The sequence below is a fragment of the Pectobacterium betavasculorum genome, assembly GCF_000749845.1.
GTDB lineage: Bacteria > Pseudomonadota > Gammaproteobacteria > Enterobacterales > Enterobacteriaceae > Pectobacterium > Pectobacterium betavasculorum.
In genome coordinates this window covers 50966-77158 of sequence record NZ_JQHM01000002.1, presented here as the reverse complement: position 1 = coordinate 77158, position 26193 = coordinate 50966, and the positions used below count along the sequence as shown (strand labels likewise).

The following is a 26193-nucleotide window of genomic DNA, read 5'->3' as shown; positions in this document are numbered from 1 at the left end:
AGGCTTCCCCACGTAGATATTGGTTGAGTGAGCGGTTATGAGCAGATTTCGTAGCAGGGAATATAGGCGCTGCCGGGCAGCTTCATGCGCTGCTGTGCGACAAAGCCCTGTAACAGCGTATCCATGCTTTTCATCATCTGCGCGTCACCATGAATTTTATATGGCCCACGTTGCTCTATCGCCTGAATACCAACTTCCTTCACATTACCAGCCACAATGCCGGAGAATGCCCGGCGCAGCGCGGCCGCAAGCTCTTCAGCTGGCTGATTTGGATGCAGGTTAAGATCAGCCATATTTTCGTGGCTCGGCTCGAAGGGCAGTTGCAGATCGGGTGCGATGCGCAATGACCAGTTAAAGCTGTAGGCATCGCCCGTATGGCGGCGGCTTTCCTTCACCAGCGGCATCGCTTTCTTCATCTGACGGGCGACTTCTGCCGCGTCATTAATAATGATCGAATAGTAGCGACGCGCCTGACGGCCTAATGTGCCAACAATGAACTCATCCAGCACGCGGAAATAATCTGCGCTTTCTTCCGGTCCGGTCAGGATAATCGGCAGTACCTGCTCGCTGTTTTCTGGGTTCATCATAATGCCCAGCAGATAGAGGAACTCTTCCGCCGTTCCGACCCCGCCGGGGAAAATAATGATGCCATGCCCGATACGGACAAAGGCTTCCAGACGCTTTTCGATATCCGGCATGATGATCAATTCATTGACCAGCGGGTTCGGCGGCTCTGCGGCAATGATGGACGGTTCGGTCATGCCAATGAAGCGGCCCTCTTTGTAACGCTGCTGCGCGTGGCCGACGGCGGCACCTTTCATTGGTGCTTCCATCGCGCCCGGACCACATCCTGTGCAGATATTCAGCTCACGCAGGCCAAGCTGGCTGCCGACCTTGCGGGCATACAGGTATTCAATTTCATTAATCGAGTGACCACCCCAGCAGACCACCATGTTCGGTTCTTCCCCGATATGGAGCGCCTTGGCATTACGCAGGATAGAAAACACCAGATTGGTGATATGGGCGGAATTTTCCAGATTCAGGTTCTGATAGCGACCTGCGCTGGCGATTTGGCCGTTGACGAACAGAATGTCGCGCAATACGGCGAACAGGTTAGCTTGCAAGGCTCGAATGATGTTGCCATCAACGAAAGCGTCTTCTGGCGGATTCACCAGTTCCAGTTTGACGCCACGCTCGCGACGCAGCACGTTGATATCAAAGTCTTCATAACGAGATAGTAGCTCTTTACTGTTATCTGTCTGGCTACCGGAATTCAGTACGGCGAGGGAACAGTTGCGAAACAAACGGTAGAGGTCGCTGCTAGCCGTGCTTTTCAGCATGTCTACTTCCAACTGCGATAACAAATCCATCGATCCCAATGGGCTGATATGTGTAATCAATTTTGCTCCTTGAAACGCAATATAATTCGCGATGCCATGCTGGCTGCCGAGAGCACGATCCGTTGCTACACGCTCGACGTTTCAGCAACATGGCACGAATGTCATTCATTTAAAGCGTTATGTGGAACGCACAGGCGTTACATACCGCAGACTTAAATAAACCTACTTGAGCACGGTTCAGACGTTATGGGTCTTTTGTTGTCTGGCCTACCACCTTAACGCGCTGCCATCATTTTTTCCAATGCTGACGCTAGTCTCTCGGCTAACTTGCGTGACGCTACGCACTATTTCACAATGATACGCCGTCGTCGGTGAGTTACTGGCGCGGCAGGCGTCCATTTGGCACACTAGCGGCGTAGTTGCTGCGCCACGGATTGATGTCCAGTCCGCCGCGTCGAGTGTAGCGAGCATACACGCTGAGTTTTTCCGGTTGGTAGTAGTGCATGAGGTCGTTAAAAATGCGTTCCACGCACTGTTCGTGAAATTCGTTATGGTGGCGAAATGAGACAATGTAGCGTAGCAGCGCTTCACGATTAATGCGTTTACCGCGATAGTGAATTTGTACGGAGCCCCAGTCGGGCTGATGGGTGATCAAACAGTTGGATTTTAGCAGGTGGCTGACCAGCGTTTCTTCAACGACAGGGGCGTCCTGCTCATTTGTCGCCAGATAGTCGGCGTTGAAATCGTAACTGTCGATCTGAATGTCTTGTTCATCGATGCACTCGCCTGTGAATGCGGTTAGCGGTTGACCTTCAAGCTCGCTGAGTTTGAATAGCGTGACGCTCACATCTCCTTGGGCACAATGCGCCAAATCGTTGGTTAACGTTGCGCACACACTTTCCCAACTGTCGAATTTCGTCTGATTAAAGCTGTTCAGATACAGCTTAAAACTTTTTGATTCAATCAGGTTCCGACTTTCTGCATTGAGATGCATTTCACCGACGGCCACCTGGGGGACACCGTGGTTATTCAGCCAGGAAAGCTCGTAGAGTGTCCAGATATCGGCACCATGAAACGGCAGGTTGTCAGGATAAATACCGAGTGGATCGCGGTTCAGGCTGCGTGGCACGGGTTGCAGAAGAGCGGCATCATAGCGATCGTGGTAGGCAGTGGGTTTGCCCAGTGTTAGCCCGCTTAGGGCCTGCTGCTTGTCATAAACGGACATGCTGTTACCTTGATGTGATAAGTGTAATGGCGAATAGTGTAACCTGACTAAAAGAGTGATGAGAAAAATTATGGAGCATGAGGTTGTTTCTGCACTGACAGCGTTTACCCAGCGCTATGTCGCCTGTTGGCAACAAGAAAAGGGGCATTTGCCCGCCAGTGAAGCGCTTTACGGTATACCTTCCCCGTGTATTGTTGAAAATCATGAGGATGCGGTTTACTGGTCGCCACAGCCTTTTGTCCCTTCAGCCGCATTGGATGGCGTGGAACGCGCGCTGGAAATCAGCCTGCATCCTGATGTTCACGCTTTCTACACCGCGCAGTATGCTGGGGATATGGCGGCGCAGTTTGATTCACTATCTTGCCAACTGTTGCAGGTGTGGAGTGAAGAGGACTTCACTCGCATGCAGGAAAATCTGATTGGCCATTTGTTAACGCAGAAGCGTCTCAAGCTTACGCCGACGCTATTTTTAGCGACGACCAATTCTGAGATGACGATGGTGTCGTTGTGTAATGTTTCAGGAGAGATCATTCTGGAAGAATTTGGAACAAAGAAACGCCAGTGCTTAGCGCCGACGTTGGCGACGTTTCTTTCAGGCCTTAATCCGTTAGTGCTCTAATGGTTAATCGAATTTCACTTTCGGCTTTGTGAGAGATCTCTTACATTTTCTGTAGGAAATGTCTTATCTTTAATGTTGAAAATATGTTTCATTTTTATTTTTTAGTTATTAATCATGCTGTTGTGTTAATATCTTACCGTGTCTCTTAAGGGTGGCAGAGAAACATTGTCACTTACCCCTTGCCGAAAGCTGACAATTAATACATCTTATTACTTAAATTAGTAACCGGTTTCAGTGTATATAACGGTGACTATCGGTAACAAAATAACGTTACTGCACTCGGAGCGTTTTCAGGAAGAGACATTGTTTTAGGAAGAAACAGTGGTTTCAGGAAGAAGCGCGGTTTTCAGGAAGAAAAACGATTTCAGGATGAAATCAGGGACACCTCCAGGACGGAGACCGAGAGCCGATTAGGAATGTCGGTGGGGCAGGAGCCTAAAGGGATTGAATCACGGAAGATACAGGATGGAAACGTCAGGACGAAAGTGGGACGCCAGCAAGGATTGTGGGTCAGGATGACCAAAAAGGAAAAGTTTTCACGGATGAGCAGGGATGCAAATGTGTAGCGGGATAGCTATAAAACGAACCGGGGGTATTGAGCAATCAGTACCCCCAACTTTTTGCCTGTGGTTGCCTGGTCAAGGGATTGTCGCCGATAGCGTGTGACTAAATGTGACGATTGGGTCAGGCTGATATCAATGCTATGCTTTGCCGCCATTACTGTTGGCTTCAAGGGCGAGAAACCACATGAGCAGAGAGAATCCGATTCGTCAGTCATTATTCGATATTGAGCGCGCATTGAGGGAAAGCCCTTTCTGGCAGGTTGTCCCGCCGGAAGATGAGGCGTTTAACAGCACTGAGCCCTTCAGCCTCGATACCATGCGACCCGAAGAGTGGTTGCAGTGGGTCTTTTTGCCGCGCATGCACGCCTTGCTGGACAGCGATTTAGCGCTCCCTACCGAACTGGCTCTGCTCCCCTATTTTGAAGACGCGCTGGAAGGCACCCCAGAACAGACGGCGGCAATCCTTTTGCGTATCAAGCAGCTCGATGAGCTATTCAACCCCGACGTACAGGATGGCGCAGTGAACGATGCTTGAGATTATTTATCAGGATGAGCATCTGGTTGCCGTCAATAAACCCAGTGGCTGGCTGGTGCATCGTAGTTGGCTGGATCGCAAAGAGAAGGTCGTGGTGATGCAGACCGTGCGCGATCAGGTGGGTCAGCACGTGTATACCGTTCATCGTCTCGACAGGCCGACATCCGGCGTTTTGCTGCTCGCGCTGTCCAGCGAGGTAGCGCGAGCGCTATCCCAGCAGTTTGAATCGCACCAGATGCAGAAAACGTATCATGCCGTTGTGCGCGGCTATGTGCTGGATGACGGCGTGATTGACTATGCGCTCACCGAAGAGCTGGACAAGATTGCCGATAAATTTGCCAATCCTGATAAAGCGCCGCAGCCTGCCGTCACGCATTACCGTTCTTTAGCGCAGGCTGAGATGCCGGTTGCCATCGGCCGTTACCCAACCGCACGTTACAGTTTGATGGAGCTAAAGCCGCAGACTGGCCGTAAACATCAGCTACGCCGCCATATGTCACATCTTCACCATCCGATTATCGGCGACACCGCGCACGGTGACTTACGACATAACCGTGGTATGGAAACGCATTTCTCCTGCGGTAGGCTCATGCTGCATGCCAGCGAGTTGCAGTTGAATCATCCCGTGAGTGGGCAGCCATTGACGTTGCAGGCACGTTGGGATGCACCCTGGCAGGGTGTGGTGAGGCAGTTTGGCTGGCAAGGGATTCTCCCTGAGTTTGAAGGGGTTGAGTTTCCTACTGACTCAGGTCAGGATAGCGGGCATCTCGTCGAGTAATACCTGTTGTATTGCCGTTATATTAGATACATCGAATTAAAAAGGGAGTCAGAAGCATGGCGCAGATTGGTATTTTTGTTGGTACGGTCTACGGGAATGCATTGCTGGTGGCCGAAGAAGCCGAAAATATTCTCAAGGATCGCGGCCACGAGGTTAAGGTCTTTGAGGATGCGACGCTGGAATCCTGGCTGGATTATCGTGAGCATGCGGTTTTAGTTGTAACGTCGACGACGGGACAAGGCCAACTGCCTGATTCTATTGTTCCGCTTTATGCAGGACTGCGCGAAAAAGGCGGCTATCAGCCCACGCTGCGCTATGGCGTCATTGCGCTGGGCGATAGTAGCTATCCGAATTTCTGCGCGGGTGGCCATCTTTTCGATGCATTATTGCAGGAAATAGGTGCTAAGCGCTTGGGTGACGTTTTGGATATTGATGCGGTCGAACACCCTGAACCTGAAGTCATTTCATGTCCGTGGGTTGAAGAATGGGCCGATTTGATTGATGCACAGTGATATCGTGCTGGGATGAGAAACGGGAGCTAACATGGCTCCCGTTTTTTGTTGCTTCCCATCATCACTCTGTATTTTAGCGATGACGATGTGCTGAGGTGCTCGTACTTAGCGATTCTTGGTCAACTTCTCTAAATCCGCTTCGATCTCGGTAATTTTGTGGGAAACGACGCTTTCCAGATGACGCAGATCGTCAAGGATTTTGCGTTTCAGATCGACTTCAACCTGTTCCTGTTGGCAAATCTTGTCTAGTTCATCAATCACATAACGCAAGTTTGGGCTGATCTCATTGATCTCTTTATAGCCCTGCCCGCTGTTGTCCGCCACGATGGTCTTGCGCTGACGTGGATATTTGAATTTCACGCTTTTAGCAAAAAACTCGCCCTTATCCTTACGGAAATAGATCTTCAGGATGTCGTTATTCGCTTCCTGACGCAGGCTATAGCGATCAATATCATCGGGATTGGTAATGCCCAGGCTTTTTAGATTGTCATACATAGCGTCACCTTCTTGGTAAAAAAACGGCGGGTGATTAGCCCGCCGTTTCTAGTTTAGTCGATGGAGCGTAATAACTCATTGATGCCCACTTTACCGCGGGTTTTCGCATCCACTTTCTTCACAATGATGGCACAGTACATGCTGTGGCTGCCATCTTTGGACGGCAGGTTGCCGGAAACCACAACGGAGCCAGCAGGAACGCGGCCATAGTGAATTTCGCCGGTTTCACGATCGTAAATACGGGTGCTTTGGCTGATGAACACCCCCATGGAGATGACGGAACCTTCCTCAACGACAACGCCTTCTACCACTTCAGAACGCGCACCGATGAAGCAGTTGTCTTCAATGATGGTTGGGTTAGCCTGCAACGGTTCCAAAACGCCACCGATGCCGACGCCTCCGGACAGGTGAACATTTTTACCAATTTGGGCGCAGGAGCCTACGGTTACCCACGTATCTACCATGGTGCCTTCATCGACATAAGCGCCGATGTTGACGTAAGACGGCATCAGCACGGTATTACGTGCGATATAGGCACCGCGACGTACGCTGGCTGGCGGTGCAACGCGCACGCCTTCACGTTGGAAACGCGCTTCATCATAGTCAGCGAATTTCATTGGCACTTTGTCGAAAAAGCGTGTTTCTCCGCCTTCGATAAGTTGGTTATCGTTAATACGGAAAGAGAGCAGCACGGCTTTCTTCAGCCACTGATGGGTAACCCACTGGCCGTCGATTTTTTCTGCAACGCGCAAGGCGCCGCTATCTAGCAGGCTAATAGCTTGATTAACGGCTTCACGCGTGACGGTGTCTGCGTTTGCCGGAGTGATGTCTGCGCGGCGCTCGAAAGCCGTCTCAATGATGTTCTGTAATTGTTGGTGCATCCTGATTTCTCTTTCCTGATTGTAAAAATTAACTCAATGGTACTTTATCGTTTGGGTTAAGGGCTTCTGTCAACCGTTCTTGCAATTTAAGACGCAATTCCGGCTTCAGTGCCCGCCTGTCGCTGTCGGCGAGGATGAAAAGATCTTCTACTCGCTCGCCGATCGTGGAAATGCGTGCGCCGTGCAGCGACAGATTGAGATCGGAAAAAATCTCACCGATACGTGCCAGCAGCCCTGGTTGATCGAGTGCGCAGAGCTCTATGTAGCTGCGTCTGTCCGTATGCGTCGGCAGGAAATTGACCTCGGTTGGTACGCTGAAATGACGCAGCTTGGACGACGACCGTCGTACGCGCGGATGTTGGTAATGTCGTTGCGTCAGCGCCTGCTCCAGCGCATGGCGTATCATTTCATGCCGATCCTGCGCCAGCGGGCTACCGTCCGGTTCCAGCACAATAAAGGTATCCATCGCCATGCCGTCGCGGCTGGTAAAAATCTGCGCGTCGTGCACGCTAAGATTGCGCCTGTCCAACTCACCGGCGACGGCCGCGAAAAGATAAGGTCTGTCAGGGCTCCAGATAAAGATCTCTGTGCCGCCACGGCTGGCCTGATGGCTGATTAACACCAGCGGCTTGTTAGTATCGTGTTCCAGCAGATGACGCGCGTGCCAGGCAATCTGGTTTGGTGAGTGACGCAGGAAATAATCGGCCCGACAGCGGCTCCAGATGTGGTGCAACGCTTCTTCATCAATGTTATCCATACGCAGTAGCGCCAGCGCCTGCAAGCGGTGATGTCGGACACGTTCGCGTAAATCTGGCGTATTTTGCATGCCGCGGCGCAGCTGCTTTTCGGTAGCGAAATAGAGTTCACGCAACAGGCTCTGTTTCCAACTGTTCCACAGTGTTTCATTGGTGGCGCAGATATCCGCAACCGTCAGGCTGACCAGATAGCGCAAGCGGGTTTCGCTCTGAACTTCCGTAGCAAATTGCTGAATGACGGTGGGGTCCTGAATGTCGCGACGCTGCGCGGTGACGGACATCAGCAGGTGACAACGTACCAACCAGGAAACCAATTGAGCTTCGCGTGAGTTCAATCCGTGTAGCGCGGCAAACTCCAGTACATCCTGCGCACCCAGTTCAGAGTGATCGCCTCCACGGCCTTTAGCGATATCGTGAAACAGCGCGGCCAGTAACAATAATTCAGGCTGGGGCAGGCGAGGGTAGAGCTCTACGCACAGCGGATGCTGTGGCCGCGTATCCTCGTCGGCGAAGCTTTCCAACTTAAGCAGAACGCGAACCGTGTGTTCATCCACCGTATAGGCGTGAAACAGGTCGAACTGCATCTGACCGACAATGTTCCCCCACAGCGGCATATACGCCCACAGCACGCTATGGCGGTGCATCGGCAATAGCGCACGGCTCACCGCATACGGGTGGCGCAGAATATTCATGAATAACTGGCGCGCTTCTGGGATGGTGCAAAGCGGGCTGGCAAGGTGACGACGTGCATGGCGCAGTTGGCGCAAGGTGGTGGAGTAGATACCGCTGATGTCACGGTTACGCACCATCAGGTAGAACATGCGCATGATGGCTTCTGGTTTTTTGATAAACAGGTTTTCATCACGCAGGTCTACCAGATTGCCACGTAGCTGGAATTCATCGTCAATCGGGCGGGGTTTTTCATTCGCATCCAACGCCAGAATCGCTTCGTCAAAGAGCTGCAATAGCATCTGATTCAACTCGCTGACGCGGCGCGTCATGCGGTAGAAATCCTTCATCATGCGCTCTACTGGCGTATTGCCTTCACCTTGATATTGTAACAACTGCGCGACGTTAAGCTGCCTATCGAATAGCAGACGGTTGTCGTAACGTGGCAGGATCAAGTGTAGGGCGAAGCGGATGCGCCACAGAAAGCTTTGGCATTCGTTAAGCTCTTTACGCTCTGCTTCTGTCAGAAAGCCGAAACCAACCATCTCATTGAGCGAGGTTGCGCCGAAGTGGCGTCTTGCGACCCACAGCAGCGTATGAATGTCGCGTAGCCCGCCCGGACTGCTCTTGATATCGGGCTCCAGATTATAGCTGGTGCTGTGATAGCGCTGATGGCGTTCCTGTTGTTCGGCGATTTTTGCCGGGAAAAACGTGCAGGACGGCCAAAATTCATCACTGAATACGTGTTTTTGCAGCGTGAGAAACAGGGCAACGTCGCCGCATATCATGCGGGACTCAATCAGATTGGTTGCGACGGAAATGTCTGCTCGCCCTTCCTGTAAGCACTCTTCCAGCGTTCTGACGCTATGGCCGACTTCCAGTTTTAAATCCCACAGCAGGGTAATGAATTGACCGACACGCTGGGAATGTTCCTCACTAAGCGTGGTCTGACTTAACACCAGTACGTCGATATCGGAAAGCGGGTGCAGTTCGCCGCGGCCATATCCGCCAACGGCGACTAATGAGGTTTGAGCGATATTCTCAAAGCCGTGGAAATACCACAGTCGTTGTAACAGGCGATCGATGAACAGCGTTCTGGCATCAATCAGCATTTCTGCGCTAACGCCGGAACGGAATTCTGAACCGAGCCAGAGCTGGAATAGCTCCAACTGTTGTTTCAACGTCTGACAATTTAGCATGTCATCTGCGTAAGTCAGCGGTGAAGCGGGGGGCTGTGCTGCTACAGTGGAGCCTACAAGGCTGTCTGGTGAGGACGCGTCAGGTGGCGTATTGTTTGGCGAAACATGTTTATCTGTCATAGCGAAGCCCATAAAAAACGCAGCGTGCGTTTTTCAACGCCGCTTGCGACGGCTCGAGGGGGCGTGCTTTCTGCACGCCATAAAAAAGCCGGCATCTGCCGGCTTAGTGTTTACTATTCATGCGTGATGATGTTGGGGATAGTGTCATCCTTTCGCAACGTCATTATTTCGCAGCCGTTTTCGGTTACCACAATAGTATGCTCGTACTGTGCCGACAAGCTGCGATCTTTGGTTTTTACCGTCCAGCCGTCTTTCATCGTACGGATACGGAAATCACCCGCGTTGAGCATAGGCTCGATCGTAAATGCCATACCTGCCTGCAACACAACGCCACCGTCATCTGCATCGTAGTGCAGAACCTGCGGTTCTTCGTGGAAACCTTTACCGATGCCGTGACCACAGTATTCACGTACCACGGAGAAGTTGTTCCCTTCCGCAAACTGTTGGATCGCTTTGCCCAGCGTACGCAGGCGTATGCCCGGCTTAACCATTTTCAGCGCCAGATAAAGGCTTTCTTGCGTGATGCGGCAGAGACGCTCGCCAAGAATGGTTGGTTTGCCAGCGATAAACATTTTTGACGTATCGCCGTGGAAACCGTCTTTGATTACGGTGACATCGATGTTGACGATATCGCCGTCTTTCAAAATACGCTCGTCGCTAGGGATGCCGTGGCATACCACTTCGTTGATGGAGATGCAGACGGATTTCGGGAAGCCGTGGTAGCCCAGACAAGCAGAAATAGCCTGCTGCTTATTGGTGATGTGATCGTGACAGATTCTGTCTAATTCGGCGGTGCTCACGCCGGGTACCACGTGAGGTTCGATGATTTCCAGGACTTCAGCAGCCAGACGACCCGCTACGCGCATTTTTTCGATGTCTTCAGAGGTTTTAATTGAAATTGCCATTGATGATTGTCCGCAGGTGCCTGTTAAGCACGAAAATTAAGAGCGATAACTAATAACTTATGTTACCAGCCCTGCCGCTGGCTTGCCAAATTATCATTCGGATTAGTAGATTGGCGAATAACAAATGTTGGTGTCGTAGGCGGATTTATGGTATAAAGCGCGCCGATGATCCGGCTGCATATCGGTTATACGGTATCCAGCTACATCGACTAAACTCACTTTGTGTAAATAACACACACATGTCGGCACGTTCGCCGGGGTGCTCCTGAGGTGTTTCACCGGATGGGGTCGGCGCAATGGGACATGTGGAGGCATAACCCCATACTTAATTAATAGAGGTAATCATGGCAACTGTTTCCATGCGCGATATGCTCAAGGCTGGCGTACACTTTGGTCACCAGACCCGTTACTGGAACCCGAAAATGAAGCCATTCATCTTCGGTGCGCGTAACAAAGTTCACATCATCAACCTTGAAAAAACTGTACCAATGTTCAACGACGCTTTGGCTGAGTTGAGCAAAATTGCTTCTCGCAAAGGCAAAATTCTGTTCGTTGGTACTAAACGCGCAGCAAGCGAAGCGGTAAAAGATTCTGCTAACAACTGCGATCAGTTCTTCGTGAACCATCGTTGGTTGGGCGGCATGCTGACTAACTGGAAAACCGTTCGTCAGTCCATCAAGCGTTTGAAAGATCTGGAAATCCAATCTCAAGACGGCACGTTCGACAAGCTGACCAAAAAAGAGGCGCTGATGCGCACTCGTGAACTGGACAAGCTGGAAAACAGCCTGGGTGGTATCAAAGATATGGGTGGCTTGCCAGACGCGCTGTTCGTTATCGACGCCGATCACGAGCATATCGCAATCAAAGAAGCTAACAACCTGGGTATTCCGGTATTCGCTGTGGTTGATACCAACTCCGATCCAGATGGCGTTGACTTCATCATCCCTGGTAACGATGACGCAATCCGTGCAGTTAACCTGTACCTGAGCGCTGTTGCTACTGCTGTCCGCGAAGGCCGTTCTCAAGATCTGGCTGTGCAGGCAGAAGAAGGCTTAGTAGAAGCTGAATAATAAGTCTGGCTCGTCGAGCCCTTATTAACCAGGTAGTACTAGTTTGGTTAGGGGCCTTTTTATGGCCCCTTTTTCACTTTTAAAGCTGTTTGGTCGTGACGACCGGGCAGAACAAATCTTCCGAGGATTTTAGAATGGCTGAAATTACCGCATCCCTGGTAAAAGAGCTGCGTGAGCGTACCGCAGCTGGCATGATGGAATGTAAGAAAGCGCTGGTTGAAGCTAACGGCGACATCGAGCTTGCAATCGAAAACATGCGTAAATCTGGTGCGATCAAAGCAGCGAAGAAAGCAGGTAACGTTGCTGCTGACGGCGTAATCAAGACTAAGATCGACGGTAACTACGCTGTGATTCTGGAAGTTAACTGCCAGACTGACTTCGTTGCTAAAGATGCTGGTTTCCAGGCATTTGCTGACAAAGTGCTGGATGCTGCGGTTGCAGGCAAAATCACTAATGTTGATGTGTTGAAAGCACAGTTCGAAGAAGAGCGCGTTGCACTGGTTGCTAAAATCGGTGAGAACATCAACATTCGCCGCGTTTCTGCTCTGGAAGGCGAAGTTCTGGGTAACTACCAACACGGTGCACGCATCGGTGTTCTGGTTGCCGCTAAAGGTGCTGACGAAGAGCTGGTTAAACACCTGGCTATGCACGTTGCCGCAAGCAAGCCTGAATTCGTTAAGCCAGAAGATGTGTCTGCTGAAGTGGTAGATAAAGAGTACCAGGTTCAGTTGGAAATCGCGATGCAGTCTGGCAAGCCGAAAGAAATCGCAGAGAAAATGGTTGAAGGCCGTATGAAGAAATTCACCGGCGAAGTTTCTCTGACTGGTCAACCTTTCGTTATGGATCCAGCCAAGACTGTTGGCCAACTGCTGAAAGAGCACAACGCTGACGTGACTAACTTCATCCGTTTCGAAGTGGGTGAAGGTATTGAGAAAGTTGAGACCGACTTTGCTGCTGAAGTTGCAGCAATGAGTAAGCAGTCTTAATAGTAAAAAAAGAGCCGCCAGTTGGCGGTTCCTTTTTATCCGGCTCCACAAGTTTTAGTTCGCTTGGCTTCCTGCATTCAGGCAGGAGCTGGGTGGAACAGTTTTGATTTTTACAGTATTGATTTATACACCCCCCCAATACCACGACAGCCTGTAGGATAAGAACACCATGGCAACCAATGCAAAACCCGTCTATCAACGAATCCTGCTGAAACTCAGTGGCGAAGCTTTACAGGGAACTGAAGGTTTTGGTATCGATGCGAGTATTCTGGATCGCATGGCTCAGGAAGTGAAAGAACTGGTTGAGTTAGGCATTCAGGTCGGTGTGGTTATCGGCGGTGGTAACCTGTTTCGTGGCGCAGGTCTGGCTAAAGCGGGTATGAACCGCGTTGTGGGCGACCACATGGGAATGCTGGCGACTGTCATGAATGGTCTGGCAATGCGTGATGCGTTGCACCGTGCCTATGTGAATGCTCGACTGATGTCTGCGATTCCCCTGAATGGCGTCTGTGACAACTACAGCTGGGCGGAAGCGATCAGCCTGCTGCGTAATAATCGCGTGGTGATTTTCTCCGCCGGAACAGGCAATCCTTTCTTTACCACGGATTCCGCAGCTTGCCTGCGCGGCATCGAGATTGAAGCGGATGTCGTATTGAAAGCGACCAAGGTCGATGGCGTCTATTCTGCCGATCCGGTACAAGATCCTTCAGCGACGATGTACGAAACGCTAACCTATCAAGACGTGTTAGAACGTGAACTGAAAGTGATGGATCTTGCTGCGTTCACGCTGGCACGCGACCATAATTTGCCGATCCGCGTTTTCAACATGAACAAACCTGGCGCACTGCGTCGTGTTGTCATGGGTGAAAAAGAAGGGACGTTAATCAGTCAGTAACTCAAATTATGGGGTAATATATTCTCAGTATTGCGCCATATGCCAGCCGTGCGCTGGCATTAATTATTCACCGGGTCATGTACTGACATGGCCTGCCAGGCAACCAGTTTTCAAGGGTTCACAACGTGACTAATGAAATCAGAAAAGATGCTGAAACGCGCATGGACAAATGTGTTGAAGCGTTTAAAAACCAGATCAACAGAATCCGTACCGGCCGTGCATCGCCGAGTATTCTTGATGGCATCCAGGTTGAATACTATGGCAGCGCAACGCCATTGCGCCAACTCGCTAACGTTGTGGTAGAAGATTCCCGCACGCTGGCAATTTCGGTATTCGATCGTTCGCTTGGCCCAGCGGTTGAGAAAGCGATCATGGCTTCCGACCTTGGCCTGAATCCGTCTTCTGCTGGCACAGTAATCCGTGTTCCGTTGCCACCTCTGACGGAAGAGCGTCGTAAAGATCTGATCAAAGTCGTCCGTGGCGAAGCAGAGCAGGGGCGTATCTCTGTACGCAACGTGCGCCGTGATGCTAACGACAAGTTTAAAGCACTGTTGAAAGACAAAGCGATCAGTGAAGATGAAGAACGTCGTGCTCAGGACGATGTGCAGAAATTGACTGACAACTTCATTAAGAAAGTGGACGCCGCACTGGCAGAAAAAGAAGCGGAGCTGATGGAGTTCTAATCAGCCTGTTGGATATTGCGTCGCAGGATGTTTTTTCCGGCGGCGCTTTATTTTTATATAATGCGCGTTATGCAATCAATTAGTGAAGGCTAGCCCCTCTGGGCAGTAAACAATTTTTTGCTATGTATAGCCTGCAACGATCGTGACTGTGATCAATCGCAGAGATATATCATGGTAATCGTCTCAGACTCGTGTACCTTCCTGTCATCAAATCCGGTTATTCAGAGCATTTTTCATGAAGCAACTGACAATTCTTGGTTCCACTGGCTCTATTGGCGTCAGTTCTCTGGCCGTAATTAAAGCCAACCCCGATAAATTTGCCGTACGCGCACTATCCGCTGGGTATAACGTAAAGCTGATGCTGGAACAGTGCCTTGCTTTCCAACCCGCCTATGCCTCAATGGCTGATGAAGCCTCTGCAACTAGTCTGCGCCAGCAGTTGGTGGAATACGGTTGCAAAACAGAAGTTTTGGCTGGAGAACAGGGCGCATGTGAGCTTGCTGCATTGGACGGCGTCGATCAGGTCATGGCCGCGATTGTGGGTGCAGCTGGGCTGTTGCCGACGCTGGCGGCAATCCATGCCGGAAAACAGGTTTTGTTGGCGAATAAAGAATCACTGGTCACCTGCGGGCGTCTCTTTATGGATGCTGTCGCGCAAAGTGGTGCACAGCTTTTACCGATTGATAGCGAACATAATGCTATTTTTCAGAGTTTACCTGAGCAAATTCAGCGTCAATTAGGCTACGCTTCATTGTCGCGGCATGGGGTCGAACGTATTGTTTTGACCGGTTCCGGTGGGCCATTTCGGGAAACTCCCGTGTCGGCGCTGGCAGGCATGACACCAGATCAGGCGTGTGCGCACCCAAATTGGTCAATGGGGCGTAAGATTTCGGTTGATTCTGCCACCATGATGAACAAGGGGCTGGAGTATATCGAAGCACGTTGGTTGTTTAATGCCTCAGCCGAGCAGATGGAAGTCATTATTCATCCGCAGTCGGTCATTCACTCTATGGTGCGTTATCGTGATGGCAGCGTTCTGGCACAGTTGGGATCGCCCGATATGCGTACGCCGATTGCTCATGCAATGGCTTATCCTGAGCGTGTGGCATCGGGCGCAAAAGCGTTAGATTTTTGCCAGATTGGCGCGCTGACCTTTTTGGCTCCCGACTATGCGCGCTATCCTTGTTTACGGTTGGCGATTGATGCTTGTAATCATGGACAGTCAGCCACCACGGCATTGAACGCTGCGAATGAAATTGCGGTGGCAGCATTCTTGCGGTCGCAGATACGCTTTACGGATATCGCGGCGGTAAATCAGCATGTTATTGAACAACTTACATTACAAGAACCCACCAGCGTTGATGATGTTCTGTTCATCGATAGCTGGGCCAGACAGGTCGCAACACAGACCCTGACACACTACACGCGATAGCCGGATAGACCCATGGCACAATTTGTTCATGTGCGGTGGAGGTGGTATAGTCTGCGCCACTCAATGGTTGATTATGCGATATTTGTTTAATCGGCTGTGAAGCTAAGCCGTGATCGTTCACGGCTTTTTTTGCGCTACGGGTCTGATGTTACGGAAGGACTGTTGTATTTCTTGCTTGAGGAAATAAGTACGCGTTATGCCGTCCGATAATCAAAAGAATACTAACGATCTGCCACTCGCCGGGCCACGGCATGTTGCCATCATTATGGATGGCAATGGTCGCTGGGCAAAAAACCGGGGGAAGATGCGCATTTTTGGCCATCAGGCTGGTGTAAAGGCTGTGCGACGTTCAGTCAGTTTCGCAGTGAACCAAGGGCTGGATGCATTGACACTTTACGCATTCAGCAGTGAAAACTGGAATCGTCCGGCGCAGGAAGTTTCCGCACTCATGGAGCTGTTTGTTCGGGCGCTGGATAGCGAAGTGAAAAGCCTGCACAAGCACAATGTTCGCCTGCGGGTGATTGGTGATATCGGTCGCTTTAGTCCGCGTTTACAAGAGCGAATTCGTCGTTCAGAAGTGCTGACAGAAAAGAATCAGGGGCTTACACTGAATATTGCCGCGAATTATGGCGGCCGTTGGGATATTATTCAGGGAGTACGGCAACTTGCAGAGCAGGTGCAGGAAGGTATTCTGCGCCCTGATAGCATTAATGAAGCGTCATTATGTCAGTACATGTGTCTGAATGATCTGGCTCCGGTTGATTTGGTGATCAGAACCGGTGGAGAACACCGCATCAGTAATTTTCTTCTGTGGCAAATTGCTTATGCTGAACTGTACTTTACTGATGTCCTCTGGCCTGATTTCGATGAACAAGTCTTTGAAGGTGCGCTGAATGCTTTTGCACAACGCGAGCGCCGCTTCGGGGGAACAACACCTATCGATGCTGATGCATCCTAGGGGGAACTTTTGCTGAAGTATCGCCTGATTACTGCTTTTATTTTGATCCCGATTGTTATTGCAGCACTTTTTCTGCTGCCTCCTTTGGGATTCACGCTTGTTACGCTGGCTGTTTGTATGCTGGCTGCATGGGAATGGGGCCAACTGGCGGGTTTTGCCTCCTATGCTCAACGCCTGTGGCTCGCGATCCTTTGTGGCTTCTTGCTGGCGCTGATGCTGTTATCACTCCCGGCCTACCATTATTCCGTTCATATTCCGCAAATCAGCATCGCACTCTGGTCATCACTGGTGTGGTGGGGCGTTGCGCTGTTTTTGGTTCTGTTCTATCCAGTTTCCGCCTCATTCTGGCGTCATTCACGCGCATTACGGCTCGTGTTTGGTATTATGACGATCGTGCCGTTTTTCTGGGGTATGGTTGCACTTCGTCATTACGATTACGTGATGAATCCATTTGCTGGTGCCTGGTGGCTGCTGTACGTCATGCTGCTGGTCTGGGGAGCGGACAGCGGTGCCTACATGTTCGGCAAACTGTTTGGAAAACGTAAGCTTGCGCCAAAAGTCTCGCCTGGCAAAACCTGGGAAGGTTTTCTCGGCGGCCTGGCAACCTCTGCGCTAATCTCTTTGCTGTTCAGCTTCTATGCACCGTTAACGATAGCGCCAGCGACGTTGTTGATTTGTTCTATCGCCGCTGCACTGGCCTCGGTGTTGGGTGATTTGACGGAAAGCATGTTTAAACGCGAGGCGGGTATCAAAGACAGTAGTCATTTGATTCCGGGGCATGGTGGCGTGCTTGATCGTATCGACAGCCTGACGGCTGCGGTTCCTGTGTTCTCTTGCCTGATGCTGCTGCTGTTTAAAGTGGCTTAGAATAAAGCGGTAAAGCTATTTATGTTGAGTTTTCTCTGGAATCTTGCCGCGTTTATCATCGCACTGGGTGTGTTGGTCACCGTCCATGAATTTGGACATTTCTGGGTGGCCCGTCGCTGTGGTGTGAAGGTGGAACGCTTCTCTGTCGGCTTCGGTCGTGCTCTATGGCGTCGCCGTGACCGTATCGGTACGGAATTCGTTATTGCGCTGATTCCGCTTGGCGGCTACGTGAAGATGCTGGATGAGCGTGTTGATACGGTAGCGCCAGAATTCCGCCACCAATCATTTAATAGCAAAACGGTCTGGCAGCGGGCGGCTATCGTCAGCGCCGGTCCGATTGCTAATTTCCTGTTTGCTATTGTGGCGTACTGGCTGGTGTTTATTCTCGGCGTTCCGGGCGTGCGTCCGGTAGTGGGTGAAATACTGCCCAACTCCATCGCGGCGCAGGCGGAAATGTCAGCAGGAATGGAACTAAAGTCTGTTGATGGTATCGAAACGCCTGATTGGGATACCGCACGTCTGGCGCTGATCGGTAAAATTGGCGATAGCGATGTCGTGATCGGAACCGCACCTTTAGGCTCCGATCGTGTCGTCCAGAAAACGCTGGATTTACGCGAGTGGCAGTTCGAGCCTGATAAACAAGATCCGGCTTCCTCGCTTGGGATTATTCCGCGTGGGCCACAAATTGAGCCAGTGTTGCATCAAGTTCAGGCCGGCTCGGCGGCGGAAAAAGCAGGTTTGCAAGTCGGGGATAGGATCGTTAAAGTCGACGGGCAGGTGCTAGCGCAATGGCGTGATTTTGTTGTCGCCGTGCGTGATAACCCTGAGCAATCTATTGCTTTGGAGGTGGAGCGACACGGTGAAGCGTTACCGTTGACGTTAACGCCAGATAGCAAATCTGTGGGAAGTGGCAGAGTTGAAGGTCTGGCAGGTGTTATGCCAAGCGTGACGCCGCTGCCTGAAGAATACAGGACTGTGCGCCAGTATGGGCCGTTCAGTGCTGCCTATCAGGCAACAGATAAAACCTGGCAACTGATGAAATTGACCGTCAGTATGTTAGGGAAACTGGTTATGGGTGATGTTAAGCTGAATAACCTGAGTGGTCCCATTTCGATTGCTCAGGGTGCTGGAATGTCAGCAGATTATGGATTGATTTATTACCTGATGTTTTTGGCCTTAATCAGCGTCAATTTGGGGATCATCAATCTGTTCCCTCTGCCGGTATTGGATGGTGGACACCTGCTCTTTCTTGCGGTTGAAAAGCTGAAGGGCAGGCCGGTTTCTGAGCGTGTGCAGGACGTTAGCTATCGCATTGGTACAGTGTTGCTGATGTTGTTAATGGGACTCGCACTTTTCAATGATTTCTCTCGTCTCTAGGCGCGGGATTAGGTTAGGAAAAACGCATAACAACGATGGCGATCAAAAAGTTGCTCATAGCGTCGCTGCTGTTTAGCAGCGCAACCGTATACGGTGCAGACGGGTTCGTAGTGAAGGACATTCATTTCGAGGGCCTGCAAAGGGTTGCCGTCGGGGCGGCACTACTCAGTATGCCGGTCCGCGTTGGTGATACCATCGGTGACGATGATATCGGTAATACCATCCGTGCCTTGTTTGCGACCGGAAATTTTGAAGATGTTCGTGTCCTGCGTGATGGTGAAACGCTGATTGTGCAGGTCAAAGAACGTCCGACAATCGCCAGCGTCACATTTTCCGGCAATAAGTCAGTCAAAGACGACATGCTGAAAGAAAACCTGGAAGCCTCGGGCGTACGCGTCGGTGAAGCGTTAGACCGCACAGCGCTCACCAGCATCGAAAAAGGACTGGAAGATTTCTACTATAGCGTCGGTAAGTACAGTGCGTCGGTTAAAGCCGTTGTCACGCCACTGCCGCGTAACCGCGTAGACCTGAAACTGGTCTTCACGGAAGGCGTTTCTGCCAAGATCCAGCAGATCAATATTGTCGGTAACAAAGCATTCAGTTCCGACGAATTGATCTCCCGTTTCCAACTGCGTGATGAAGTGCCGTGGTGGAACGTGGTTGGTGACCGCAAATATCAGAAACAAAAACTGTCTGGCGATCTGGAAACCTTACGGAGTTTCTACTTGGATCGCGGCTATGCACGTTTCAGCATCGATTCCACTCAGGTTAGCCTGACGCCAGATAAAAAAGGCATTTATATCACCATCAATATGACGGAAGGCGAGCAGTACAAGCTGTCCGGCGTGGCGGTGAAAGGCAATCTGGCGGGTCACTCTGCGGAAATTGAAGGTCTGACGAAGATCGAACCGGGTGAACTCTACAACGGGACGAAAGTGACCCGAATGGAAGAGGACATCAAGAAGCTGCTGGGCCGTTATGGCTATGCCTATCCACGTGTGGTAACACAGCCGGAAATTAATGACGCAGACAAGACGGTGAGATTAAACATCAACGTCGATGCGGGTAACCGCTTCTATGTGCGTCATGTTCGTTTTGACGGTAACGACACCTCGAAAGATTCTGTTCTGCGCCGTGAAATGCGCCAGATGGAAGGTGCCTGGTTAGGCAACGATCTGGTTGAACAGGGCAAAGAGCGTCTAAACCGACTGGGATACTTTGAAAGCGTTGAGGTAGAAACACAGCGTGTTCCTGGTGTAGCCGATCAGGTTGATGTGACGTATAAAGTCAAAGAGCGTAATACCGGTACATTCAACTTTGGTGTTGGTTTTGGTACAGAAAGTGGCGTGAGTTTCCAGGCTGGGGTTCAGCAGGACAACTGGTTGGGAACGGGTAATTCCGTTGGTATCAGCGGGACTAAAAACGACTACCAGACGTATGTCGAGCTGTCACTGACTGACCCATACTTTACCGTCGATGGCGTTAGCCTCGGTGGGCGCATCTTCTATAATAAATTTGAAGCGTCTGACGCCGATCTGTCCGACTACACCAACGTGAGTTATGGCGTTGGTAGCACACTGGGCTTCCCGATTAACGAGAATAACTCACTACGTGTTGGCCTGGATTATGTGCATAACGATCTGTCGGACATGAGACCGCAGGTGGCGATGTGGCGTTATCTGGATACCGTCGGTGTAAACCCATCTGTGGTTGATGAAAATACTAAATCGAATGCGGATTTTAAAGCGAACGATTTCTTCCTGAATACCGGATGGTCGTATAACAATCTGGATCGCGGCTACTTCCCAACTAAAGGAACGCGCGCGTCCGCGAATGCCAAGATCGCGGTGCCGGGTTCGGACAACGAATACTACAAACTGACGTTTGATTCGGCGAGCTACTATCCGCTGACCGAGAGTGGGAAATGGGTAGTGCTGGGTCGCACGCGTGCAGGTTTTGCTGATGGTATCGGCAGTAAAGAAGTGCCGTTCTACGACAACTTCTATGCTGGTGGTTCCAGCACGGTGCGTGGCTTCCAGTCGAATACAATTGGTCCTAAAGCAGCGTATTATCAGTGTCGTCCAGCAACGCCAGGTGGATCTCTTCCGAGTTCTTATTCTGGGTGTGGTATTGATTCAACCAATCTGGACGATGCTGTTGGCGGTAACGCGATGGCGGTGCTGAGTGCGGAGCTGATCGTGCCGACGCCGTTTATCAGTGATAAATACGCGAACTCTGTACGTACTTCCTTCTTTGTGGATGGCGGTACGGTATGGGATACCAACTGGGAAAATACGCAAGCTACGATTGATGCAGGCGTGCCGGATTACAGCAAGGCGAGCAACTTCCGTGTTTCCAGCGGTATCGCATTGCAGTGGATGTCTCCGCTTGGGCCATTGGTCTTCTCCTATGCCCAGCCGGTTAAAAAGTACGATGGAGACAAGTCGGAACAATTCCAGTTTAACATTGGCAAAACCTGGTAGTGTGACGTCCGTAGGTCGTATGCAGGGAATGTCGCATCGCTGCTCATCGGCATGAATGCTGGAAAACAGCTTACGCCATGACGCGATGCTCATCATTAAAGTGTTAAGACACAAATTTAGGTTAGGTTGAGGAGTTTATAGTGAAAAAGTGGTTATGTGCCGCAGGCCTCGGTTTAGCATTGGCTGCTTCAGCCAGCGTTCAGGCTGCTGACAAGATTGCCGTTGTTAACGTTTCCAGCATTTTCCAACAGCTGCCGCAGCGTGAAACCGTTGGCAAACAGTTGGAAAATGAGTTCAAAGGTCGTGCTTCTGAACTGCAATCGATGGAAAACGCCTTACAGACCAAGATGCAGAAGTTGCAGCGTGATGGCTCTACCATGAAAGCGAGCGAACGCAGCAAAATGGAAAAAGACGTCATGGCGCAGCGCGAGCAGTTCTCTACGAAAGCGCAGGCTTTTGAGCAGGACAACCGTCGTCGTCAGACTGAAGAACGCAACAAAATCCTGAGCCGTATTCAGGATGCAGTAAAATCCGTTGCAACCAAAGAAGGTTATGATGTCGTGATTGACGCTAACGCTGTTGCGTATGTCGCCAATGCCAAAGACATTACAGCCGATGTGCTGAAACAGGTTAAATAAACCATGTATTCAATTCGACTGGACGCGTTAGCTCAACAGTTGGATGCACAATTACACGGTGATGGCGATATCGTCATCACCGGTGTTGCTTCTATGCATTCGGCAAAAACTGGGCAAATTACGTTTCTTTCCGACAGTCGTTACCGTGAGCAACTGGCCGGGACGCAAGCGTCTGCGGTCGTGCTGACGGAAGCGGATTTACCTTACTGTCAGGTTGCTGCGCTGGTAGTGAAAAATCCTTACCTTACCTATGCTCGCATGGCACAGCTACTGGATACGACGCCACAACCGGCCACTGATATTGCGCCGAGCGCAGTGATTGCTCCCGATGCAATTCTGGGCCAGCAGGTGTCCGTTGGTGCAAATGCCGTCATCGAGTCTGGTGCGCAGTTAGGAGATGGTGTTGTCATCGGCCCAGGCTGTTTTATTGGTAAAGATGCCCGCATTGGTGCCGGTACCCGTTTATGGGCAAATGTAACGATTTATCACCGCGTTGAGCTTGGTGAACATTGTCTGATCCAGTCTGGAACGGTGATCGGTTCTGACGGCTTTGGCTATGCCAACGATCGTGGTAACTGGGTGAAGATCCCGCAGTTGGGAACGGTCAGAATTGGCGATCGCGTTGAGATAGGCGCGAGCACCACCATCGATCGTGGTGCGCTGGATGATACTGTCATTGGCAATGGTGTTATCATTGATAACCAATGTCAGATTGCGCACAACGTCGTGATTGGCGACAATACCGCGGTAGCCGGTGGCGTTATTATGGCGGGGAGCTTGAAAATCGGTCGTTATTGCATGATCGGCGGTGCCAGCGTGATTAACGGGCACATGGAGATCTGCGATAAAGTGACGGTAACGGGAATGGGTATGGTCATGCGACCAATCACTGAACCTGGGGTATACTCTTCGGGCATTCCTTTGCAACCCAATAAAGTGTGGCGCAAAACTGCAGCGCTGGTGATGAATATTGATGAGATAAGCAAACGGTTAAAAGCCGTTGAACGAAAAGTCGATAACGTTTAATCACTCGCGTTTTATTTGCGGCCTGCCTGAAGATACCTATTTAGGGTCTGCGCAGGCCGTGTTGTTGATGGCATCAGTTTTTATGGACAGGAAGAGTATTTTGACTACTGACACTCATACTCTGAACATTGAAGAGATTTTAGAATTATTACCGCACCGTTTCCCGTTTTTGCTGGTTGATCGGGTACTGGATTTTGAAGAAGGGAAGTTTCTGCGGGCGGTGAAAAACGTTTCTTTCAACGAACCCTTCTTTCAGGGACATTTCCCGGGAAAACCGATTTTTCCTGGCGTTCTGATTCTGGAAGCAATGGCTCAGGCTACGGGTATTCTGGCGTTCAAAAGCGTCGGTAAACTGGAGCCGGGTGAGCTGTACTATTTCGCCGCTGTGGACGAAGCGCGCTTTAAGCGCCCCGTGCAGCCAGGCGATCAAATGATCCTTGAAGTTGAATTCATTAAAGAGCGTCGTGGCGTTGCGCGCTTTAAAGGTGTTGCCAAAGTTGATGGCGAAGTGGCCTGTGAAGCGTCAATGATGTGTGCTCGCCGTCGGGAGTCCTGATAACGTGATTGATCAAACCGCCTTTATTCATCCTAGTTCGATTGTTGAAGACGGTGCCATTATTGGTGCTGGTGTTCATATTGGTCCTTTCTGCTATATCGGTTCTCAGGTTGAGATCGGTGCAGGGACGGTGCTGAAATCGCATGTCGTCGTCAATGGCGTCACTAAAATTGGTCGCGACAACGAAATCTATCAGTTCACGTCAATTGGTGAAGTGAATCAGGATCTTAAATATGCAGGGGAACCGACCCGCGTTGAGATTGGCGATCGTAACCGTATCCGTGAAAGCGCCACTATTCATCGGGGCACAGCGCAGGGCGGAGGGTTGACTAAAGTCGGTAGCGATAACCTGTTGATGATCAACACGCATGTCGCGCACGACTGCGTCGTGGGCAATCGCTGTATTCTGGCGAATAACGCTACTCTGGGCGGCCATGTCTCCGTCGATGATTTTGCGATTATCGGTGGGATGACGGCTGTGCACCAGTTCTGCATTATCGGTGCCCATGTCATGGTAGGCGGGTGCTCTGGTGTGGTGCAAGACGTGCCGCCGTATGTTATCGCTCAAGGTAACCATGCCACGCCATTTGGCCTGAACATTGAAGGTCTGAAGCGTCGTGGATTCGAAAAAGAAACGCTGCACGCGATCCGTAACGCCTACAAGCTGCTCTACCGTAGCGGTAAAACGCTGGACGAAGTGAAACCGGAAATTGATGCACTGGCGGCTGAACACCCGGCGGTGCAGGCGTTTACCGATTTCTTTGCCCGTTCTACTCGCGGTATCATTCGTTAATCTATGTCATCACGTCCTTTGACTATTGGGCTGATCGCCGGGGAAACTTCCGGCGACATCCTTGGCGCAGGTCTGATCCGAGCGCTAAAAGAAAAGGTGCCCGATGCCCGTTTTGTCGGCGTTGCTGGGCCGCGTATGCAGGCTGAAGGCTGTGAAGCCTGGTACGAGATGGAAGAGTTGGCCGTTATGGGCATTGTTGAAGTGCTCGAACGGCTTCCTCGTTTGCTAAAAATCCGGCGGGATTTAACCCAGCGCTTTAGCGAACTTCAGCCCGATGTCTTCGTGGGCATTGATGCACCCGATTTTAATATCACGCTGGAGGGCAACCTCAAGAAGCGCGGTATCAATACTATTCACTATGTCAGCCCGTCCGTGTGGGCATGGCGTCAAAAACGCGTTTTCAAAATAGGTAAAGCGACCAATCTGGTGCTAGCTTTCTTGCCTTTTGAAAAAGCGTTTTACGATCGTTTCAATGTACCTTGCCGTTTTATCGGCCATACGATGGCCGATGCGATGCCGCTACATCCCGATAAACTGGCCGCCCGTGCCACGCTGGGCATTGCGCCCGATGCGCATTGCCTGGCACTGCTGCCGGGCAGCCGTGGTGCAGAAGTTGAAATGCTTAGTGCAGATTTTCTCAATACGGCTGTTCTACTGCGTCAGCATTTTCCCGATCTGGAAATCGTTGTTCCGCTGGTGAACAGTAAGCGACGTGAACAGTTCGAGCGGATAAAAAGTAGTGTGGCACCCGATCTGCGTGTGCATCTGCTGGATGGGCAAGCGCGTGAAGCCATGATTGCCAGTGATGCGGCGTTATTGGCATCCGGTACGGCAGCGCTGGAGTGCATGCTAGCGAAATGTCCGATGGTTGTGGGTTATCGTATGAAGCCTTTCACCTTCTGGCTGGCGCAGCGCTTGGTCAAAACACCGTGGGTGTCGCTGCCGAATTTGCTGGCTGGGCGCGAGCTGGTAACCGAATTACTACAGACCGACTGTACGCCAGATAAGTTAGCTGCTGCGTTACTGCCGCTCTTTAGCGATACCCAAAAAACGGCTGAGCTGCTTGCAACATTTGTGGATTTGCATCAGCAGATTCGCTGTAACGCCGATGAGCAGGCCGCTCAGGCAGTACTGGAATTAGTAACGCCTCGTTAATAAAAACATGTTAATAAAACTATGAGTGAAATATTTATTTACCCGCAGGCGACCTGCATCGCTGGCGTTGATGAAGTGGGCCGTGGTCCTCTGGTTGGCGCAGTCGTAACGGCTGCGGTGATTCTTGACCCGACTCGGCCAATTGTTGGGTTGGCGGATTCCAAACTGCTGAGTGAAAAACGTCGGCTGGCGCTCTATGATGAAATCAAAGAGAAGGCGCTGGCGTGGAGCCTTGGCCGTGCGGAACCGGAAGAGATTGACCAACTGAATATCCTGCATGCTACGATGTTAGCGATGCAGCGTGCGGTGGCTGGCTTGGCTATTGTGCCTGATTTTGTTCTTATTGACGGCAATCGGTGTCCGGCATTGCTGATGCCCGCGCAGGCGGTCGTTAAAGGGGATAGCCGCGTAGCAGAAATTAGCGCGGCCTCGATTATGGCGAAAGTGACTCGCGATCGTGAGATGGTCGAGTTGGATCAACGCTTCCCCGCCTACGGTTTTGCCCAACACAAAGGCTATCCAACGGCTTTTCATCTGGAGAAACTGGCTGCACTGGGCGCTACAGAGTTTCACCGCCGGAGCTTCGCGCCAGTCAGGCGTGTGTTAGGGCTGGCGTAAAACATCATCATTAACTCTCTGTGTTGTGATATCACTATTGCAACGCTGACTAATCGATAA

Annotated in this window: 25 protein-coding genes; 19 read left to right on the top strand and 6 right to left on the bottom strand. The window is 51.0% G+C overall.

What is annotated here, in order from left to right:
• Positions 1–35 precede the first annotated feature (35 nt).
• Both ppnN and queF read right to left on the bottom strand, forming a co-directional pair.
• Positions 36–1400, bottom strand: coding sequence for a nucleotide 5'-monophosphate nucleosidase PpnN (gene ppnN, locus KP22_RS07990; RefSeq protein ID WP_039301326.1), 1365 nt, complete (start codon positions 1398–1400; stop codon positions 36–38).
• 316 nt (positions 1401–1716) lie between these two features.
• Positions 1717–2565 carry an NADPH-dependent 7-cyano-7-deazaguanine reductase QueF gene (queF, locus tag KP22_RS07985; protein WP_039301329.1) on the bottom strand — a complete coding sequence of 283 codons (849 nt, stop codon included), beginning with the start codon at positions 2563–2565 and terminating at the stop codon, positions 1717–1719.
• A gap of 70 nt (positions 2566–2635) precedes the next feature.
• Here queF and syd point away from each other — a divergent pair, with 70 nt between their 5' ends.
• The 4 genes from syd to KP22_RS07965 all read left to right on the top strand — a co-directional run bounded on the left by syd (position 2636) and on the right by KP22_RS07965 (position 5572).
• The gene (gene syd / locus KP22_RS07980) at positions 2636–3184 is read left to right on the top strand and encodes a SecY-interacting protein (RefSeq protein WP_039301332.1); all 549 of its coding nucleotides are present in this window, start codon (positions 2636–2638) and stop codon (positions 3182–3184) included.
• A 747-nt stretch (positions 3185–3931) separates the two neighbouring features.
• Positions 3932–4282: a YqcC family protein gene (locus KP22_RS07975; protein ID WP_039323612.1), complete on the top strand. Its 351-nt coding sequence runs from the start codon at positions 3932–3934 to the stop codon at positions 4280–4282.
• The gene (gene truC / locus KP22_RS07970; protein WP_039301339.1) at positions 4275–5060 is read left to right on the top strand and encodes a tRNA pseudouridine(65) synthase TruC; all 786 of its coding nucleotides are present in this window, start codon (positions 4275–4277) and stop codon (positions 5058–5060) included. Before KP22_RS07975 ends, truC begins: the two co-directional genes overlap by 8 nt.
• 56 nt (positions 5061–5116) lie before the next feature.
• On the top strand, positions 5117–5572 hold the full coding sequence (locus KP22_RS07965) for a flavodoxin (protein WP_039301342.1): 456 nt from the start codon (positions 5117–5119) through the stop codon (positions 5570–5572).
• Positions 5573–5677: 105 nt separating this feature from the next.
• On the opposite strand, the gene KP22_RS07960 is transcribed toward KP22_RS07965, so the two are convergent.
• The 4 genes from KP22_RS07960 to map form a co-directional block, all read right to left on the bottom strand.
• Positions 5678–6067: a DUF3461 family protein gene (locus KP22_RS07960; protein WP_011092626.1), complete on the bottom strand. Its 390-nt coding sequence runs from the start codon at positions 6065–6067 to the stop codon at positions 5678–5680.
• A gap of 53 nt (positions 6068–6120) precedes the next feature.
• Positions 6121–6948: a 2,3,4,5-tetrahydropyridine-2,6-dicarboxylate N-succinyltransferase gene (gene dapD / locus KP22_RS07955; protein WP_039301345.1), complete on the bottom strand. Its 828-nt coding sequence runs from the start codon at positions 6946–6948 to the stop codon at positions 6121–6123.
• A gap of 28 nt (positions 6949–6976) precedes the next feature.
• Complete coding sequence (glnD, locus tag KP22_RS07950) at positions 6977–9691, bottom strand: bifunctional uridylyltransferase/uridylyl-removing protein GlnD (RefSeq protein ID WP_039323999.1); 2715 nt, start codon at positions 9689–9691, stop codon at positions 6977–6979.
• Positions 9692–9804: 113 nt separating this feature from the next.
• On the bottom strand, positions 9805–10596 hold the full coding sequence (map, locus tag KP22_RS07945) for a type I methionyl aminopeptidase (protein WP_039301348.1): 792 nt from the start codon (positions 10594–10596) through the stop codon (positions 9805–9807).
• A gap of 344 nt (positions 10597–10940) precedes the next feature.
• Here map and rpsB point away from each other — a divergent pair, with 344 nt between their 5' ends.
• From rpsB to rnhB, 15 genes are all read left to right on the top strand, one after another.
• Positions 10941–11666, top strand: coding sequence for a 30S ribosomal protein S2 (gene rpsB / locus KP22_RS07940; protein ID WP_039301351.1), 726 nt, complete (start codon positions 10941–10943; stop codon positions 11664–11666).
• Positions 11667–11800: 134 nt separating this feature from the next.
• Entirely contained in the window at positions 11801–12652 is an 852-nt protein-coding gene (tsf, locus tag KP22_RS07935; RefSeq protein ID WP_039301355.1) for a translation elongation factor Ts, read from the top strand.
• A gap of 169 nt (positions 12653–12821) precedes the next feature.
• Positions 12822–13547 carry a UMP kinase gene (gene pyrH, locus KP22_RS07930; RefSeq protein ID WP_005975910.1) on the top strand — a complete coding sequence of 242 codons (726 nt, stop codon included), beginning with the start codon at positions 12822–12824 and terminating at the stop codon, positions 13545–13547.
• 125 nt (positions 13548–13672) lie between these two features.
• A complete protein-coding gene (gene frr / locus KP22_RS07925; RefSeq protein WP_039301358.1) occupies positions 13673–14230 on the top strand; it encodes a ribosome recycling factor in 558 nt (185 codons plus the stop codon).
• Between the two features lie 235 nt (positions 14231–14465).
• A complete protein-coding gene (ispC, locus tag KP22_RS07920; protein ID WP_039323610.1) occupies positions 14466–15662 on the top strand; it encodes a 1-deoxy-D-xylulose-5-phosphate reductoisomerase in 1197 nt (398 codons plus the stop codon).
• A gap of 196 nt (positions 15663–15858) precedes the next feature.
• Positions 15859–16620: a (2E,6E)-farnesyl-diphosphate-specific ditrans,polycis-undecaprenyl-diphosphate synthase gene (ispU, locus tag KP22_RS07915; RefSeq protein WP_039301363.1), complete on the top strand. Its 762-nt coding sequence runs from the start codon at positions 15859–15861 to the stop codon at positions 16618–16620.
• A 9-nt stretch (positions 16621–16629) separates the two neighbouring features.
• Positions 16630–17487: a phosphatidate cytidylyltransferase gene (gene cdsA, locus KP22_RS07910; protein ID WP_039301366.1), complete on the top strand. Its 858-nt coding sequence runs from the start codon at positions 16630–16632 to the stop codon at positions 17485–17487.
• Positions 17488–17508: 21 nt separating this feature from the next.
• The gene (rseP, locus tag KP22_RS07905) at positions 17509–18864 is read left to right on the top strand and encodes a sigma E protease regulator RseP (protein WP_039323607.1); all 1356 of its coding nucleotides are present in this window, start codon (positions 17509–17511) and stop codon (positions 18862–18864) included.
• A 35-nt stretch (positions 18865–18899) separates the two neighbouring features.
• Complete coding sequence (bamA, locus tag KP22_RS07900; protein WP_039323605.1) at positions 18900–21347, top strand: outer membrane protein assembly factor BamA; 2448 nt, start codon at positions 18900–18902, stop codon at positions 21345–21347.
• Between the two features lie 140 nt (positions 21348–21487).
• Positions 21488–21985, top strand: a complete 498-nt coding sequence (skp, locus tag KP22_RS07895) for a molecular chaperone Skp (protein ID WP_039301374.1) — start codon at positions 21488–21490, stop codon at positions 21983–21985.
• Positions 21986–21988: 3 nt separating this feature from the next.
• Complete coding sequence (lpxD, locus tag KP22_RS07890) at positions 21989–23011, top strand: UDP-3-O-(3-hydroxymyristoyl)glucosamine N-acyltransferase (RefSeq protein ID WP_039301378.1); 1023 nt, start codon at positions 21989–21991, stop codon at positions 23009–23011.
• A 100-nt stretch (positions 23012–23111) separates the two neighbouring features.
• The gene (fabZ, locus tag KP22_RS07885; RefSeq protein WP_005975923.1) at positions 23112–23567 is read left to right on the top strand and encodes a 3-hydroxyacyl-ACP dehydratase FabZ; all 456 of its coding nucleotides are present in this window, start codon (positions 23112–23114) and stop codon (positions 23565–23567) included.
• A gap of 4 nt (positions 23568–23571) precedes the next feature.
• Positions 23572–24360, top strand: coding sequence for an acyl-ACP--UDP-N-acetylglucosamine O-acyltransferase (lpxA, locus tag KP22_RS07880; RefSeq protein WP_039301381.1), 789 nt, complete (start codon positions 23572–23574; stop codon positions 24358–24360).
• Between the two features lie 3 nt (positions 24361–24363).
• Positions 24364–25515, top strand: coding sequence for a lipid-A-disaccharide synthase (gene lpxB, locus KP22_RS07875; RefSeq protein WP_039323603.1), 1152 nt, complete (start codon positions 24364–24366; stop codon positions 25513–25515).
• A gap of 21 nt (positions 25516–25536) precedes the next feature.
• Positions 25537–26133: a ribonuclease HII gene (rnhB, locus tag KP22_RS07870; protein WP_039323600.1), complete on the top strand. Its 597-nt coding sequence runs from the start codon at positions 25537–25539 to the stop codon at positions 26131–26133.
• Positions 26134–26193 lie beyond the last annotated feature (60 nt).